A 14,209-nucleotide genomic window follows, 5' to 3' on the forward strand; every position below is an offset into this window, starting at 1 on the left:
GGGGCGCCCTTCGCAGCTAGTTGGGCTGCGAAGGGCGCGCTGCTGTGCCATGCAGTTGCGATGACTGCCGTCCCGATGCGGTTCGGCATTTCCAGGTGGGCCGGGCATTGCCTCAGGAATGTGGAATCACGGGATCTGCATTCCCCATGTGAAACCGATTCTTCTGGCCAACGGCTTGGTCTTCTGGCGTGTCCCTCGCAGCGCAGCACAGCCCGCCGCTGTGCTATTTCCTCCACACAAAGGGCAGACAAGACCATGCCTGTACTCCTCAGGTCCCGCGGGCGGGCAGTGGCTGTTGCGATCGGTGTGCTCACCGCGGCAGCCGTGCTGGGTGCCGCGTCGGCGGCGCTCCTGTCCGGGCGCGGGACCACCGATGCGGGGATCTCCGGCACGGCGTACCAGGGCCCGTTCCCCGAGGTGGTCAAGGCGGCCGAGAAGGCCGCCATCGCTCACGCCGGGGAGACCGGCGTCGGTGAGAAGGAGCCCCTGAGGACCAAGGACGTTCTCATCGACCCCGAGGGCAAGAGGCATGTGCGCTTCGACCGCGTCCCCAAGGGCGTTCCTGTGAAGGGCGGGGACCTTGTGATCCACCTTGACGCGCACAACGCGTACCGGGGGGTGACCCGGGCCACGCTCCGCAAGGTCGATCCCTCCGCGCTCTCTCCCAGGCTGACCGCCGGTCAGGCGGCGGCCCGGGCTTCCACTGTCGCCAAGGGCTCCGTCGGCAAGCCCAAGCTGATCATCGACCTCCGTAAGGACAGGGTGCCGCTCGCCCACCGGGTCGACGTCGTCGACCGCCAGGACCGGTCCGGCGGCCACAGCGTCGTCCCAGACGCGCGTGACGCCAAGGTGTTCAGCAGCGCTCCCTTGCAGGAGGGCATCATCCCTCCCCGCGTCCAGCTCGGGCCGACCGCGGCGGGGAAGGGCGGTACGGGAAGCTCGCTGTACGTGGGACAGGTACCCCTGGGCACGACGAAGCACGCCGACGGCACATTCACGCTCAAGGACCCCCGCCGCGGCAACCTCGAGACCAGGGACGCCCGGTCACATACCCCCACCGACTTCTCCTCCGGGAAGGTGCTCACCGACAAGGACAACCGCTGGGGCAACGGGAAGACATCCGATCCCGCCACCGCGGCCGTCGACGTCCACTACGGCCTCAGCGCCACCTACGACTTCTACGCGAGCACCTTCGGCCGTAAGGGCATCTACAACGACGGCAAGGGCCCGCACGCCATCGTCCACTGGGGCAACAAGGTCGGGAACGCCGGCTGGAGCGAGACTTGTCGCTGCATCCTCTACGGCGGCGGTGCTGGCAAACCGTTCAACATTCCGCCGGTCTCCCTGGATACCACCGCCCATGAGCTCAGCCACGGTGTGGTCAGCGCGACCGCCAACCTCCAGGCGACCCGCGAAGACAAGGCGGGCTTCTACGGCGAGCCCGGAGCGCTCAACGAGTCCCTGGCCGACATCTTCGCCACCGGTGTGGAGTTCAACGCGGACAACAAGGCCAACCCCCCGAACTACCTCTTCGGTGAGAAGCTGGGCCCGGCACAGGGGTGGATTCGCCGCCTCGACAAGCCCTCGCTGGACATCGTGGGGGGCGGCGTCGACTACTGGGACAACAGCACGGTCGACCGCGAGGTCCACTCAGGCTCCGGTGTCTCCTCCCACGCCTTCTACCTGCTGGCGGAGGGAAGCGGGCAGAAGACCATCAGGGGCGTGAACTACGACTCCCCGACCAAAGACGGCTCCACGGTGAAGGGCATCGGCCGGGCCAGGGCCCTGCAGATCTTCTACCGGGCCCTGACCCGGTACATGGTCTCGACCACGGACTTCCACCAGGCCCGAACCGCCACCCTCCAGGCCGCCGCCGACATGCACGGGGCCGACAGCGCCGAATACAAGGCCGTCGACAAGGCCTGGGCAGCCGTCAACGTCACCGAGGCCAACACCCCCAAGCCCTGATCGGAGCCACTGGCACAGGATGAACGCCGCACGCCTTTGGGATTCTCTGGCGATGCCGAATTGGTCGTCGGACCAATTCTCCTGCGTCCACGCCCAGGAGGAGGCCAGGGTGCACGCACGCCACGCGTCCGCGACAACTGGACCGACTATCAGGTCACTGTCGTCTCGGTGCACTCTCTCATCGGCCGTTGTATCAGGGTTGATTCGGGGTCGTGTCGTTCAGTCAATCTGTGTGCTGGCTTTGTTCACTTTCAGCAGCAGCGATTGTCCGGCCTACCGTCAAGATCCGCGCGGACAAGGCGTACCACTCCGCCGACCACCTCGCCTGGCTCGCAGTCGACGTCTCGTCGCCCGCATCGCCTGCCCGGGCATCGAGTCCGGCGAACGGCTCGGCCGCCACCGCTGGAAGATCGAGCGGTCGATCTCCTGGCTGTTCGGCTACCGCCAGCTCACCGTCCGGTCAGGGCTTCGGCGTAGTCGCATGACGTCCGGTTCGTGATCATCCGAGGCCGAGGAGTGTGAGGGGTCGGCGAGGGTCGCGGGCGTTGCGGCGGAGGCCGGCTGCGATGTTCTTCACCCCTGCTGTGCGGAGGGCTCCGAGGGCGAGGTTGCGCCAGGTGGCCATCGCTCGGGGCGCGTTGCCGGTCCGCAGCTGTGAGGCGTCCTCGGCGAAGGTGGTGTCGCGGACGTGGTGGCCCTGCACTCCCGAAGCTGCCGCCAAGTGACAAGTAGCTCTCAGTAGCGATGCCACCATGCTGCGGTCATGTAGTCGTCGGGGCGTTATCGGTCGCTTCGGGGACGTAGCCGCAAAGCTGCGGTGCGCATTCGGCCTTGTGGTCTCGGCCCCATTGGGAGGTGTCTCGCTCGATGGAGCGGACGCGGTGGACGAGTCGCAGCTGGTTCTTCCGGAGCAATGTCGAGGGCAACGCCGTGAAGGTCTCCGGGAGTACGGCGACCATGCCGCCGACCTGCTCTCCGTTGTACATCTGCAGCAGCATGGTGCACTGCCACCAATCGATCTCGCCGTCGCGACCGTTGGAGGTGCCGGGCCAGTAGTAGTTTGCCGGATCCGGGAGCAGATAGTGGACGCCGTCGGGGGCGAGATGGGCCCGGAACCACGATCCGCCACCACCCAGGCCGAGCCGAAGCCGTCGGGCCTCGTCGTTCAAGGCGCAGACCGCTTCGGTGTCGAGGGCCTTGAGAACGTTCGCTTCTGCGGGTAGCGGCTGCCGCCCGGCGGGGGCCTTGACCGGCCAACGTCTGAGTAGAAGGCCCATCCGTTGCCGCGGCGTCATCGGCGACGGGGCCCTGCGGGATTGTGGCAGCGGCGGGGGTGGCGTCCAGCTTCGTCCTGCCTGTTCGATGTGACGCAGCATCCATGCACGGGCGTCCGGGCCGGCGGTGTTCCACACCCAACTCATCGGCCGTTCGGTCATCGCCTGATCGAAGCTCCCGATGGGCTTGCCCTGGCGGGAGGGCCTCCTGGCACGTGGCCGTGCCACACCCGGAAGGTTGTGGCACAAGTTGGCCAGGAACCTGATGCGGTCCAGAACCTCGTCATGGGAGGTGTCCTGCTCGCCGCGCTGTGGCCTCCCGGCCAGATGCCGTATCTCGGTAAACGCCATGGCCGCCAAGAGCGCGGCTATGTCCCGGTCGAGCTCGGCCCTGGCTCCTCATGCCGATCCACCCTCAATGCCGCCCTCAGAGCGGGTTGTGCGGGCCTGGGTATGCGACAAGGAAATGCGACGGCGGGCCATGTCGACCTCAGTGATCTTCACGGTGAGGGCATCGCCGACCTCGACGACGTCTTTGGAGGATTCATCCAGCTCGCTGGTGTGCACGAGCCCTTGGAAGCCGTCCTCTCGGTCTTCGATGCGGACGAAGACGCCGAACGGCACGATCTTGGTGACCGGCCCGATGACCACTTGGCCGATCCGCTGCGCTACCTGTGGCCACGGGTCTTCCTGCACCGCTCGGAGCGACAGAGGCACCCGTTCCCGGACCATGTCGACGTCGAGAACCTCGGCTGTGACCTCCTGGCCGACGCTGACGACGTCGGACGGGTGGTCGAACGGGCGCCAGGACAGCTCCGGGATTTTGATCATCGCGGTGAAGCCGCCGATGTCCACGAAGGTGACGCCGAAGCTGGCGATGGTCGTCACCGTGCCGGTGACGACCTGGCCGCGCCGCAGGGTCTTCAGGAGCGCCCAGTCCCGGTCGCTGGGCGTCGGCTCGGTCTGCCAGCGAGCGCGCAGAACGCCGTCGCTGTCGGGCAGCACAGCGGTGAACAGCGGGAGATCTTCACCGGCATACATGGATACGACGCTGGCAGCACGCGCGCTGGCGAGCTGGGAGGTCACTGCCTCGAACTGGGTCTCGTCCACGACCGTGCTCGTGATCTGCCCGTCCTCGTCCTCCCAGACGATCTCCACGAGGCCTTCGTCGGGCAGAGCGGCCACGGCCTTGTCGACGTCGGTGAGCAGGTCTGGCCAGATTGCCAGTTGTGCGCGTGGGGCCAGCTGGGAGCGCACAGTCTCGATGTTGTCGCGGGTCAGGCGGTGCCACCGGGAGGCGTTGACGGCGAAGACCTCCTCCAGGAACACCGCGCGGTGGGCACTGACGGTCCAGTGCAGGCGGGCCCAGAAGTCGGCGTCGGCCGGCCGCTGCACGTAGGCGGGGTCGTCGGGGGCGAAGTCGTACGGCGAGGCGTCCAGGCGTTCCGGGAACAGGCCGAGCGTGCGGGTGCGGGCCAGTGCGGTTTCGCAGGGCAGGTTGCTGCCGATGTAGAGGTACTGGTCCCAGCCGACGTGCACCGTGAACTCTCCCTCCGCTTCCAGGCGGCACCAGGCGCCGTTGTCGCGGAGCATCGCTCGGACAAGTTCCAAGCCGACACCGATCGGCACCAGCGCACCGTCGTGGAACCCGACGGGGCCGGCGGGGAAGAGGCCGGCCAGGCCGTAGCCGTCGATCGGTGGTTCCAGGCCGAAGTGGGCGAAGCCTCCGAGCTGCGGCTCGCGGATGGCCAGCTTGTCGACGCCGCTGTCTTCGGCGAAGGCGGCGACGGCCCGCAGGTAGGCGGCTTCGACCGGCCCGTGGTCGCTGGTCGTGTCCTCAGTGCCGGCGTAGTGGCCGTGCTGGTCGCGGTCGGCGGGGTCGTACTTGGTGACCTGATAGACGTAGGGCAGCACGTCACTGCCCACCGGGAGTCGACGGCGTGGCTGCGTTCTGGTGGCGTTCAAGGACGCGGTAGACCGTGGCGCGGCTGACGGAGAAGAGCTCGGCGAGGTCGGCGATGGTGTGCTCGCCGGACTGGTACTGCTGGACCAGGTGGCTCTGCTGGCGGGCGCTGAGCTTGGGCTGCTTTCCCTTGAGCTTGCCCTTGGCCCGCGCCACCGCCATGCCTTCACGGGTACGCATGCGCAGGAGATCGACCTCGAACTCGGCGAAGGTGGCCAGGATGTTGAAGAACATCTTGCCCATCGGGTCGGCGGGATCGTAGAGCGTGCCGCCGAGCGAGAGCTTGACGCCGCGGGCGGTGAGAGAGTCGCCGATGTCGCGGGCGTCGGGTACCGAGCGTGCGAGGCGATCAAGCTTGGGGACGACGAGGGTGTCGCCGGCGCGGACCGCCGCGAGGGCCTGGGCCAGGCCGGGCCGGTCGCGATTGGTCCCGGTCAGCCCGTGGTCCAGGTAGATCCGGTCCTCCGGGACGTCCAGGCTGATCAGGATCTCGCGCTGGGCGGTGAGGTCCTGCTTGTCCAGACTGCATCTCGCGTAGCCGACGCGTTCACTCATGCCCGGAGCGTACGGTAAGCCCCCGCTCATCGTACAGATCACCGGACACCCTAAATGAGACGCCGTCAGCGCAGGTCGTTCTCTCCCACCGGGCAAGATCACGATTGTTCGTTGAGGGTTCCTCAAACGGACACGACCAAGAGGCCGCGAAAGGAGGTTGGATCTTGCCGGGGAGTTCCCTTGCATAGGATGTCGGCGAACGCGGCTTCCCATAAGGTGACGCCGCCCCTTGGAAGAAGCATCCATGGACGACATCGTCGCCCGCATCCGATCCAAACTGGCCGCTGCCTGTACGGAACCCGTCCCTCGCCCGCGGACCTTCGTGCGGGCGCCCGGCGGTCAACGCTTGGGCGCCCCCATCAGCGAAGAACGAGTGGTCGCCTACGAGGCAACTCACGGCGTCCGTCTTCCCCGTAGCTATCGCACGTTCCTGCGCGAGATCGGCAACGGAGGCATTGGACCCGACTACGGACTACTCCCTCTGACGCGTTGGTCCGCCCACGACATCCCCACCACCAGTCAGCAACTTGGGCGAGTCTTCACGCTGGAACCGACTGACTCCGTCGCCGCCGATTGGGCACGTCTCCGCAACATGCAGGACAACTCGTACGCCGGGACCCACACTGTCGTGCATCGCGGCTGCCTGGAGATGACGCTGCTGGTCATCTCGGGCCCCGCCCGAGGCCGACTCCTCGATGCCAACCTCGGAGACCTTGCCGCACCTCCGGTCTTCCATCCCCAGCCAGACTTCCTGACCTGGTACGAGCATTGGCTCGACACGCTGCCGGAGGGTGAGCTCGTCCCCGACTTTCGCGATCAGAGGCGCGGCAGTTCCGAGGAGCTCATCGACATCCTGACCGCCGCGGGTTCCCCTGGCGAACGACGAGCCGCGGCCTACACCCTGGGCGGCCGTCAGCCCCTTACCGATCGTGCCCGGGACGCGCTGGTCCAGGCCCTGGCCGACGACCCCGACCGGGGAGTGAGGATGGACGCGGCACGGACCCTGGCCGAGCTCGACAGCGACGCCGCCCAGGTGCTGGCATCGGCGCTCAAGGATCCGGACCACTGGGTTCGACGTCGAGCCCTCGTCTACCTGCTCCAGGTCAGCGACGACGAGACCACCTACGGGTCGGCAGCCCGCGAGCTTCTGCAGGACGAGAACCCGAACGTTCGGATGGCTGCAGCAGACCTTCTCGGCCGTGCTGGATGGACGTCCTGCGGGCACCAGTGAGCCGGGACCGCAAGTGCGGCCCTCATCCGACCGGTGCCGTGCCGGAGGAAACGGCACCGTCCTGGGTCGTTCGCTGCCGTGGGAGGAGCGGGCCGAGGTGCAGGTGGCGGTTCATGTCCAGCTCGAACCTGCCGTAGGGGTTCACGTGGGTCCAGAAAAGCGGGGAGAGACCGCGCCGGTCCGCCTCGGTGAGCTTGTCCGCCCACTTCGGCTCGGCCAGGACCTCTTGGACCAGGAGCGTGTTGACGTGGACCAGGGCCGACTGGAGGAGGTGCAGGGCGAGCATCGAGATCTCCTGGCCCTCCTTGTCCTTGCCGGTCAGTTCGCCGTCCTTGCCGTAGAACAGGTCGTGGTTCGCGCTGTTCCAGTTCTCGACGACCTGCAAGCCCTCGCCGATCTCCCGGCGCAGGCCCGCGTCGGCGAGGTAGTCGCAGATGAAGGCCGTGTGCACGGCCCGCCCCAGTTCCTCGATGGCCCGGTAGGTGGGGTGCTTGGGGCCGCCGCGGGTGAACCGGCGCAGGACCTGCTCGGCCTCCGCGGTGCCCAGGCGAAGGGCGGTGGTGTATTTGACGATCTGGTCGTACTGCTGGCGGATCAGCTCCCAGTCGATCGTCCTGGTCGACAGCACCGGGCCCAGCTGCGGCCACTGCTCGTCCTCGCCGGCGGCCGGGCGGTACAGCCGCGCCGACCCCACGTTCTTCAGCCTGGGAAGCAGGTTGAAGCCGAGCATGTGCGCGAACGCGAACCCGACGATGGAGGCGCCGTGGGTGTCGGTGTACTGCCGGTCGACCTCCATGTCGGTGCAGTGCCGCAGCACGCCCTCGATCATCGAGGCGACCTCGGAGGCCGAGCAGTGCTTGAGCTGGGAGTAGATGCACACCGACTTGCGCTCCACATGCCAGTAGATCATCACGCCCGGGTCCCGGTAGCGCTGGTGCCACTCGGTCATGAAGTTGCTGGACCAGGCACCGAACTTGCGGCTGTCGGAGGCGCACGCGGTGCCCGCGCCCCACCAGCCCTCGTCCCTGGCGGCGAAGGTGTTGTTGACGAGCTTGATCAGCGCGGACCTCATGTTGGTCCGGTTCACGAACAGGTGCCGGATCCGGCGCAGGACCGCCTCGGACTCGCCATGCTTGCCGGTGGCCACCACCCGCTTGATGCCCATGTTGGTGCCCAGCGCGAACAGCACGAGCAGCAGCCGGCGCCGCAGGACATCGCGTGGGACCGCCTCCCGGGAGGCTACCGAGGCGAACTCGGAGGTGAAGCCGGTGGCGAACTCGGCCTCCTTGAGGATGTCGATCAGGTCGATCGTCCCCCAGCGGCGCTGGATCTCAGCCTTCAGGGCGACCAGGTTCTCCGGCTCCTCCTGCTTGGCCAGCGGGGACACCTTGATCCACGGCTCGCCGTGCTTCCTGGTGATCTCCACCCCGCCCGTGGTGCCCAGCTCCAACGCCCGGTCGAAGCCCGTGAGGGCTTCGCGCAGCCGCTTCTGCAGGGCGGCGATGAACTCCTGCGGGTCCTGCGGCTGGCGGATCGCCGAGTAGTGCACGTCCCGGTTGTCCTCGAAGTCCGGGGGCAGGTCGTCCTCCGGGTTGCGCCACCGGCCGGCACCAGCCACCCAGACCTCCCGGCGCCGCAGCGCGTCGCGCAGACTGACCAGCACACACAGCTCGTAGGGGATGCGCTCGACCCGGCCCTTGTCGTCCACCACCGCGGCCCGCCACTGCTCAGGCACCACCCCCTCCAGCGGCACCTTCTCCGCCGCGTCGAAGAACGCCCCGTCCTTAATCGGCTGGTCCAGGTAGCGCTTGAGCAGGTCGATCGCGTCCATCACCGGCCGGTAGGCGGTGTTGTTGCTCTTCAGCTCCCAGGCCGACAGCAGCGGCGAGAGCATCCGGCGCCAGTGCGCCGAGTACGAGGACCGCAGCACGGTGCGGATCCGTGCCTTGTACTTGGCCTCGTTCGCCGCCGCCTCCGCCGCGAGCGCCTTGAGCGTCTTCTCCCCGCCCACCACCGGGTAGATCACTTTGCGGACCGTGCCGGACGGCTCGGCCAAAGCGGCCTCCGCGACCCTCAGCATCATCGCCTCCTTGCCGCGGACCTTCTTCAGCTCCTTGACGAACTCGCCCTCGACCTTCTTCTCCGCCCGCGTATTGATCTTCTGCACCAGCTGGATGAACAGGTCCACCAGCGAGTCCGTGATCTCGGTCTCGCGTACGTGGCACAGCGCTGCCAGCAGCGTGTACCGCACGTGCCCCGGCGCGGCCACCAGGTCGGACGGGTACTCCTTCGCCGCCCGAGCCCGCCACGCCGACACCAGCTTCTCCGAGAACTCCCCGAACAACTCGGGAGGCAGATCCAGCTGACGCACCCGCTGCAGCTTGTTCACCTCCGTCAGCAGGCTGTCCAGGCCCAACGCTCCGGGGTCCGCCTTCAGCTCGGTGAAGAACGTCCGGCCCCCGCCCACGCTGCCCTCATCCCCGTCGTCCTCGGCCACCAGGTCGTCCAGCCGGGAACGCGAGGCCGCAGACAACCGCTCCACCGTCGTCGCGCAGAACCCCTCCTCGAAGGTGTTCACCGCCGAGGCGACCAGCCGCGTCACCCTCGCGGGCGCCGGCGGCTCCAGACGATCCTTGCGGCACCGCGCGACCACCGCTTCAGCCAGCCGGTCCCGGTTCAGCTCCACCGGGCACAGCTCCGCCGCCAACCACTGCGCGAGCTGGACCTGGTCCTCCTGCGTGCACTCGCGGAACCCGAACGCCGCCCGGACCTCCATCCGGTGCCGCTTGATCGCCCGCCCCGACCAGTCGTATGCACCCCACTCCTCGGCCAGCACCTTCACCTGCTGAGCCACATACGACACCGCGGCCGCCGGGACCTCCGCCGCTTCCTCCGGAAAGCGCGCCTCCACCTCGAAGAACTTCAGCAGCAGCGCGAAGCTTATCTTCAGCCGCAGAACCGGACGTGGCTCTGACCTGGGTCGTTGCCTGGTGGCCGGTGTCGACGACGGACCGGATCAGCAGGGTCCGATGGTCTTCACCGACTGCTGGCGAGGGCTGCGGGATTCACCCGAAGAGGTGACGGCGGCGGCCCGCTGCTGTCCGAGCACGCGGGCGAGCTGGTCCCTCAGTTCTCTCACCTCCGCCTCCAGCTGACGGTTTCGGGCCGTCGCGGCCTCCAGCCGCCGCAGCAGGGAAGCATCAGACGCGCGCTGCTGGTCGGGGACTTGGGGAGCCGAAGCCACCGGGCCGTGCCGCTCGCGCAGGCGGTGGATCTCGGCCCGCAGGTCGGTCTGGCTGTAGAGCCAGGATCGCGAGACACCGGCCTCTCGGGCGACCCCGTCGAAGGAGACCGGCTGGCCGGCGGCGTCCATGCGCCGCACAGCGGCGATGGCCCGTTCCCTCGTTGCCGCGGCCCGGGAACGGGCGGCAGCGACGATGTGTGGGGAGTTGTCAGCCCGCATCGGCGGCCTCCTGCGGCCCGTCGGCTTCGAGTTCGGTGATCATCTGGTCGAGGTTGGCCGCGACCTGCTCGTTCATCTCGGCCACCCGTTGATGTCCGGAGCCCTTCGCATTGTCGATCAGCGTCAGCGTCCGCCGGTGCTGGGCCTTCAGCTCGGGCAGGAACTCCGGGCCGGTGAGGAAGACCGGGCATGTCAGACAGGCGTTGGCATGCGGACAGCTCTTCTGAACAGGCAGTCCGCAGTAGCCGTTGGGGAGGGTCTGGGTGGAGAGGCCGTAGCGAGTCTTGGCCCACTCGGCCTGGGCCAGCGGCCCCTCGGGGTCGAGGGTGACGCGCTCGCCCCGGATGTTGACTTTGGTGGCGGCCTCCCAGCGGCGCCGGACGGTCTGGTCGGTGATCCGCGCGTAGTGGGCCGTCATTTGGTGGGAGTCGTGGTCGAGGAGGACGCGGACGACTTCCTGCGGGACGTCGCGGTTGATCAGCCTGGTGGCGAAGGTGTGCCGCCACTGGTGCGGGGTGAGGTGGACCGGCTGCCCGTTCTCGTCGCGGACGTCGCACTGGGCGAGCCAGCGCTTGAGCATCTGCCGGTAGGTGTCCGGGGAGAAGTGCCGGGTGCCGTCGGCGTTGCCCTTCAGCCCGGGGAAGACGTGCGGATTGCCGTCCGGCCAGCGTTGAAGGACGCGCTGCTGCTGGGCCCGGACTTCGGCCTCGATCCCCTCGTCGATGGGGACGGCGGCCTCCCGGCTCATCTTGTTGTTGAAGTAGCGCAGGTAAGGGGCGCCCTGGCCGTCATGAAGCAGGCAGTCGAACCGGATGGTGCAGGCGTCGGAGACCCGCAGGCCGCAGCGGATCAGGATGAGAGTGATCAGCCGGGCGGCGGGATCGGTCCACCGGTCGAGGTTCGCCGGCTGTTCGACCTGGGTCATGATGTGCTCGGCCAGGTGGCGGGCGAGCCGTGTGCGGCGCCGCGGGCAGTCGCCCGTGAAGAACGCGGCGCTGGTCGGCAGAGAGCTGTCCCAGCCGTGCTGGCGGATGGCCTGGAAGAACAGGTGCAGGCCGTTGACGCGGCTCTCGTTCGAGCTGAGCCCGCCGGGGAGGTCGGTCAGCCAGGCCAGGTAGCGCTCCAGCAGGGCCCTGTCGACGTCGCCCAGGCCGCGGACAACGGTGGGGCCGACGGCGTCGAGGAACTCGCTGAACCGGGTCAGGGCCTGCATGTCGCTGACAACTGTGCTGACGTTCAGGCCGGACGACAGCCGCAGCCTGATCCACCGCTTCGCCAGCACCCGCATCCAGGGCTGGGTGATGCGGTCGAACCGCAGCTCGCTGCGGGGACGGGGCCGACTGACGCTGCGGTTGAGCCCGGTCAGCTTGCCCAGCCGCCACACGTCCCGGGCGTACTCGACCTCCCAGCCGGTGCCGTCGCGCAGGGTCTCGACCGCGTCCCGGGCGTAGAGGAGGAACACTGCGACGCGCTTGTCGTAGCCGCCGGATCCGCGGCGTTGGTAGGGGTCGGCGACCCGCTGCCACCGTTCCGCGGAATAGTCCAGCAGGGAGCCCACGTGCTCTTCGCGGGCCCAGCGGATAGCGGCCGCGATCATGCGGGCCGGTGCGGTGACGGTCTGCTCGTCGCGGCGGGCCTGGACGGCGTACTGGAACTCCAGCCTGAGCTGCGCCGCCAGTCCACGGAAGTCTACTCGCGGCAGGCCGAAGGACTGGCACTCGATGATGAAGTCCGCGACCGGCGGGGCGCCGTCCTGACGCCACCGGACGTGATGGCTCTTGCAGAACGCGTTCGACGCGTTCTCCACCCACAAGGTGCAGTTGGGCAGGGCGCACTCGGTGCGGTCGGTGCCCGGCAGCGGCGGCGCGGAGGCCGCCCAGACGGCGGGATCAAGGCTGCCGGAGCGGGACCACTTGTCGCGGTGCCGCGAGCACAGTCCCTTGCCAGCGGCGCCGAAGCGGCAGCCCGGAACGGTGCAGTGCGTAAGCTCGCCCACTCCCCGGAGCGGAGGGCCGGGGTCGGCGAGGAACACCGCGAGGTCAGGGCGTCCGTCCCGCCGCCAGCGTTGGGCATGGCCAGTGCACATGCCCTGCTCGTGCGCGGCGCGGTTGCAACCCGCCACCGGGCAGCGCTTCCAGCCCAGCACTGGGTCGTCGGCGTCGGGGACCAGGACGTCGACGCGGAACTCCGAGCGGACGGCGGCCAGCAGTTTCTCCAGCAGCCCGGACCGGCCGAGCGGGCCCGTGGACAGGGGTGTGACGGTCACAGCCGCACCTCCCGGCCGGTGAACCAGCCTGCCGCTTCCAGCGTCCGGCGGGCGTCTTCGACGGTGAGGTGCCCGTACGTATCCATCGTGGTGGTGATCGAGGCGTGTCCGAGGAGTTCCTTCACGCTCTCCATGCCGGCGCCCTTGCGCAGCAGCCAGGTGGCGTAGGTGTGCCGGAACTGGTGCGGCTCGAAGTCGATGCCGGTGTGGCGGCGCAACCGTTCCACCAGGTCATAGACGGCGGAGTAGGTGAGCGGGCGGCCGTGCGGGCGGCCCCAGAGGTTGACGAACACGTAGTCCGAGTCGAGGGCGCCGTACTCGCGGTTGAGGTAGTCGGCATACAGCCGCATCAGCTCCACGCTGGCCGGGACCTCCCGTGAGCGGCCCGCCTTCGCCCGCACCCGATTGGCGTTCAGCCGTGGGATGACGCTCACCTGCCGCTCGGCCAGCGCGATGTCCTCGTGCCGCAGGCCCAATGCCTCGCCGATCCGCAGCCCGGTGTCCAGCAGCAGCGCGAACAGCAGCCGGTCCCGCAGATGCTCGCATCCGTCCAGCACCGCCTGGGCGTCCCCGGCGGACAGCACGACCGGCCGGCGCCGCGGTTGCCGCAGCCGGATCGTGCGGGCCTTCTGCGGTCGGCTCTTGGCGATGTGCTCCAGGAACGGCTTGTAGGAGCTGCCGCGGCCCCGGCGGCCAGCGGGCCGCATCGTCACCATCAGGTCGCCGAGCGGTACCCCGTGGCGGGCGTGGAACTCGCAGAACGACGACAGGGCGGCGAGCTTGCGGTTCACGCTGGACTCCGCGCAGTGGTGGTCCGCCGTGGGCAGCACCGCGACCTTTCCGTCCCGGGCCTGCGGCGGAAGCCGTAGCCAGCCCACGAACCCTGCGACGTCCTCCAGCGTCACCGACTGCCAGTCCAGCCCGCGGCCGGTGAGATAGACGAACCAGTCCTTCAGGTCGTGGGCGTACGCCTTGACCGTGTTCGGTGACTTCTCGCCCCAGGCCAGGTAGGCCAGGTAGCGCTCGATCGGCGCGACCGCCACGTGGTCGTCCCCGAGCACGGTCCACGACTCGGCCTCCGAGTCCGGCATCAGCACGCGCTGCACCCTCATGGAACCTCCCGCTCATCCGTTGTGGATGACGGAAGGTAATCCCATCCAGGACGTGGCCGAGGGGGCTTCACCCGTACGTGCTGCACGTCCTGGACAGTGCCTCAGTGACTCCAGATAACGAAGCCCAGCCGGTTCGCCCCCGACTTGTTCCGAAGCCGCTCCTGGTCCTCCTCCAGCAGCGTCCAGACCTCGATCAGGTCCTCCGGTTCCCACTCCCGACGCACGCCCTACTCCTCACCTCGATCACCGCAACGCGACCAAGGTGATGCGAGCACAACGGAGATAGAGCCAGAACGCAGGAAACCGGGACAACAGGCCGTCACATCGGCTACAGAGAGCTACTTGTCACTTCGCGGCAGCTTCGGGAGGCCAGGGCC

Annotated in this window: 11 protein-coding genes; 2 read left to right on the plus strand and 9 right to left on the minus strand. The window is 68.4% G+C overall.

Going from position 1 to position 14,209, the window contains the following annotated elements; all coding sequences use genetic code 11:
- Positions 1–255: 255 nt before the first annotated feature.
- Positions 256–1,968 (plus strand): M4 family metallopeptidase, encoded by a 1,713-nt coding sequence (locus OG293_RS41650; protein WP_331752131.1) that lies wholly within the window; start codon positions 256–258, stop codon positions 1,966–1,968.
- Positions 1,969–2,467: 499 nt separating this feature from the next.
- On the opposite strand, the gene OG293_RS41655 is transcribed toward OG293_RS41650, so the two are convergent.
- The 4 genes from OG293_RS41655 to OG293_RS41670 are packed head-to-tail and all read right to left on the minus strand — an operon-like array spanning position 2,468 to position 5,760.
- Positions 2,468–2,689: a hypothetical protein gene (locus tag OG293_RS41655; protein WP_406003938.1), complete on the minus strand. Its 222-nt coding sequence runs from the start codon at positions 2,687–2,689 to the stop codon at positions 2,468–2,470.
- A 40-nt stretch (positions 2,690–2,729) separates the two neighbouring features.
- Positions 2,730–3,593, minus strand: coding sequence for a hypothetical protein (locus OG293_RS41660; RefSeq protein ID WP_331752130.1), 864 nt, complete (start codon positions 3,591–3,593; stop codon positions 2,730–2,732).
- A 48-nt stretch (positions 3,594–3,641) separates the two neighbouring features.
- Positions 3,642–5,156 (minus strand): S1 RNA-binding domain-containing protein, encoded by a 1,515-nt coding sequence (locus tag OG293_RS41665; RefSeq protein WP_331752548.1) that lies wholly within the window; start codon positions 5,154–5,156, stop codon positions 3,642–3,644.
- A gap of 1 nt (position 5,157) precedes the next feature.
- The gene (locus OG293_RS41670) at positions 5,158–5,760 is read right to left on the minus strand and encodes a recombinase family protein (RefSeq protein ID WP_331752129.1); all 603 of its coding nucleotides are present in this window, start codon (positions 5,758–5,760) and stop codon (positions 5,158–5,160) included.
- Between the two features lie 244 nt (positions 5,761–6,004).
- On the opposite strand from OG293_RS41670, the gene OG293_RS41675 reads away from it, so the two are divergent.
- Positions 6,005–6,991 (plus strand): HEAT repeat domain-containing protein, encoded by a 987-nt coding sequence (locus tag OG293_RS41675; protein ID WP_331752128.1) that lies wholly within the window; start codon positions 6,005–6,007, stop codon positions 6,989–6,991.
- A gap of 22 nt (positions 6,992–7,013) precedes the next feature.
- Here OG293_RS41675 and OG293_RS41680 read toward each other — a convergent pair whose 3' ends face one another.
- The 5 genes from OG293_RS41680 to OG293_RS41700 all read right to left on the minus strand — a co-directional run bounded on the left by OG293_RS41680 (position 7,014) and on the right by OG293_RS41700 (position 14,056).
- The gene (locus tag OG293_RS41680; protein ID WP_331752570.1) at positions 7,014–9,947 is read right to left on the minus strand and encodes a Tn3 family transposase; all 2,934 of its coding nucleotides are present in this window, start codon (positions 9,945–9,947) and stop codon (positions 7,014–7,016) included.
- A 60-nt stretch (positions 9,948–10,007) separates the two neighbouring features.
- Entirely contained in the window at positions 10,008–10,454 is a 447-nt protein-coding gene (locus OG293_RS41685; RefSeq protein ID WP_331752127.1) for a DUF6262 family protein, read from the minus strand.
- On the minus strand, positions 10,444–12,720 hold the full coding sequence (locus tag OG293_RS41690) for a site-specific integrase (protein ID WP_331752126.1): 2,277 nt from the start codon (positions 12,718–12,720) through the stop codon (positions 10,444–10,446). Before OG293_RS41690 ends, OG293_RS41685 begins: the two co-directional genes overlap by 11 nt.
- The gene (locus OG293_RS41695) at positions 12,717–13,832 is read right to left on the minus strand and encodes a tyrosine-type recombinase/integrase (RefSeq protein ID WP_331752125.1); all 1,116 of its coding nucleotides are present in this window, start codon (positions 13,830–13,832) and stop codon (positions 12,717–12,719) included. The genes OG293_RS41690 and OG293_RS41695 overlap by 4 nt, the downstream gene beginning before the upstream one ends.
- 101 nt (positions 13,833–13,933) lie before the next feature.
- The gene (locus tag OG293_RS41700; RefSeq protein ID WP_331752124.1) at positions 13,934–14,056 is read right to left on the minus strand and encodes a hypothetical protein; all 123 of its coding nucleotides are present in this window, start codon (positions 14,054–14,056) and stop codon (positions 13,934–13,936) included.
- Positions 14,057–14,209: the final 153 nt, after the last annotated feature.

Source organism: Streptomyces sp. NBC_00829 (assembly GCF_045161795.1).
Taxonomy (GTDB): Bacteria; Actinomycetota; Actinomycetes; order Streptomycetales; family Streptomycetaceae; genus Streptomyces.

Bases quoted from the DNA above. Each gene is read 5' to 3' on its own strand.
- OG293_RS41650 (WP_331752131.1), top strand. From the start codon at position 256: ATGCCTGTACTCCTCAGGTCCCGCGGGCGGGCAGTGGCTGTTGCGATC.
- OG293_RS41660 (WP_331752130.1), bottom strand. From the start codon at position 3,593: ATGGCGTTTACCGAGATACGGCATCTGGCCGGGAGGCCACAGCGCGGC.
- OG293_RS41685 (WP_331752127.1), bottom strand. From the start codon at position 10,454: ATGCGGGCTGACAACTCCCCACACATCGTCGCTGCCGCCCGTTCCCGG.
- OG293_RS41695 (WP_331752125.1), bottom strand. From the start codon at position 13,832: ATGAGGGTGCAGCGCGTGCTGATGCCGGACTCGGAGGCCGAGTCGTGG.
- OG293_RS41675 (WP_331752128.1), top strand. From the start codon at position 6,005: ATGGACGACATCGTCGCCCGCATCCGATCCAAACTGGCCGCTGCCTGT.
- OG293_RS41670 (WP_331752129.1), bottom strand. From the start codon at position 5,760: ATGAGTGAACGCGTCGGCTACGCGAGATGCAGTCTGGACAAGCAGGAC.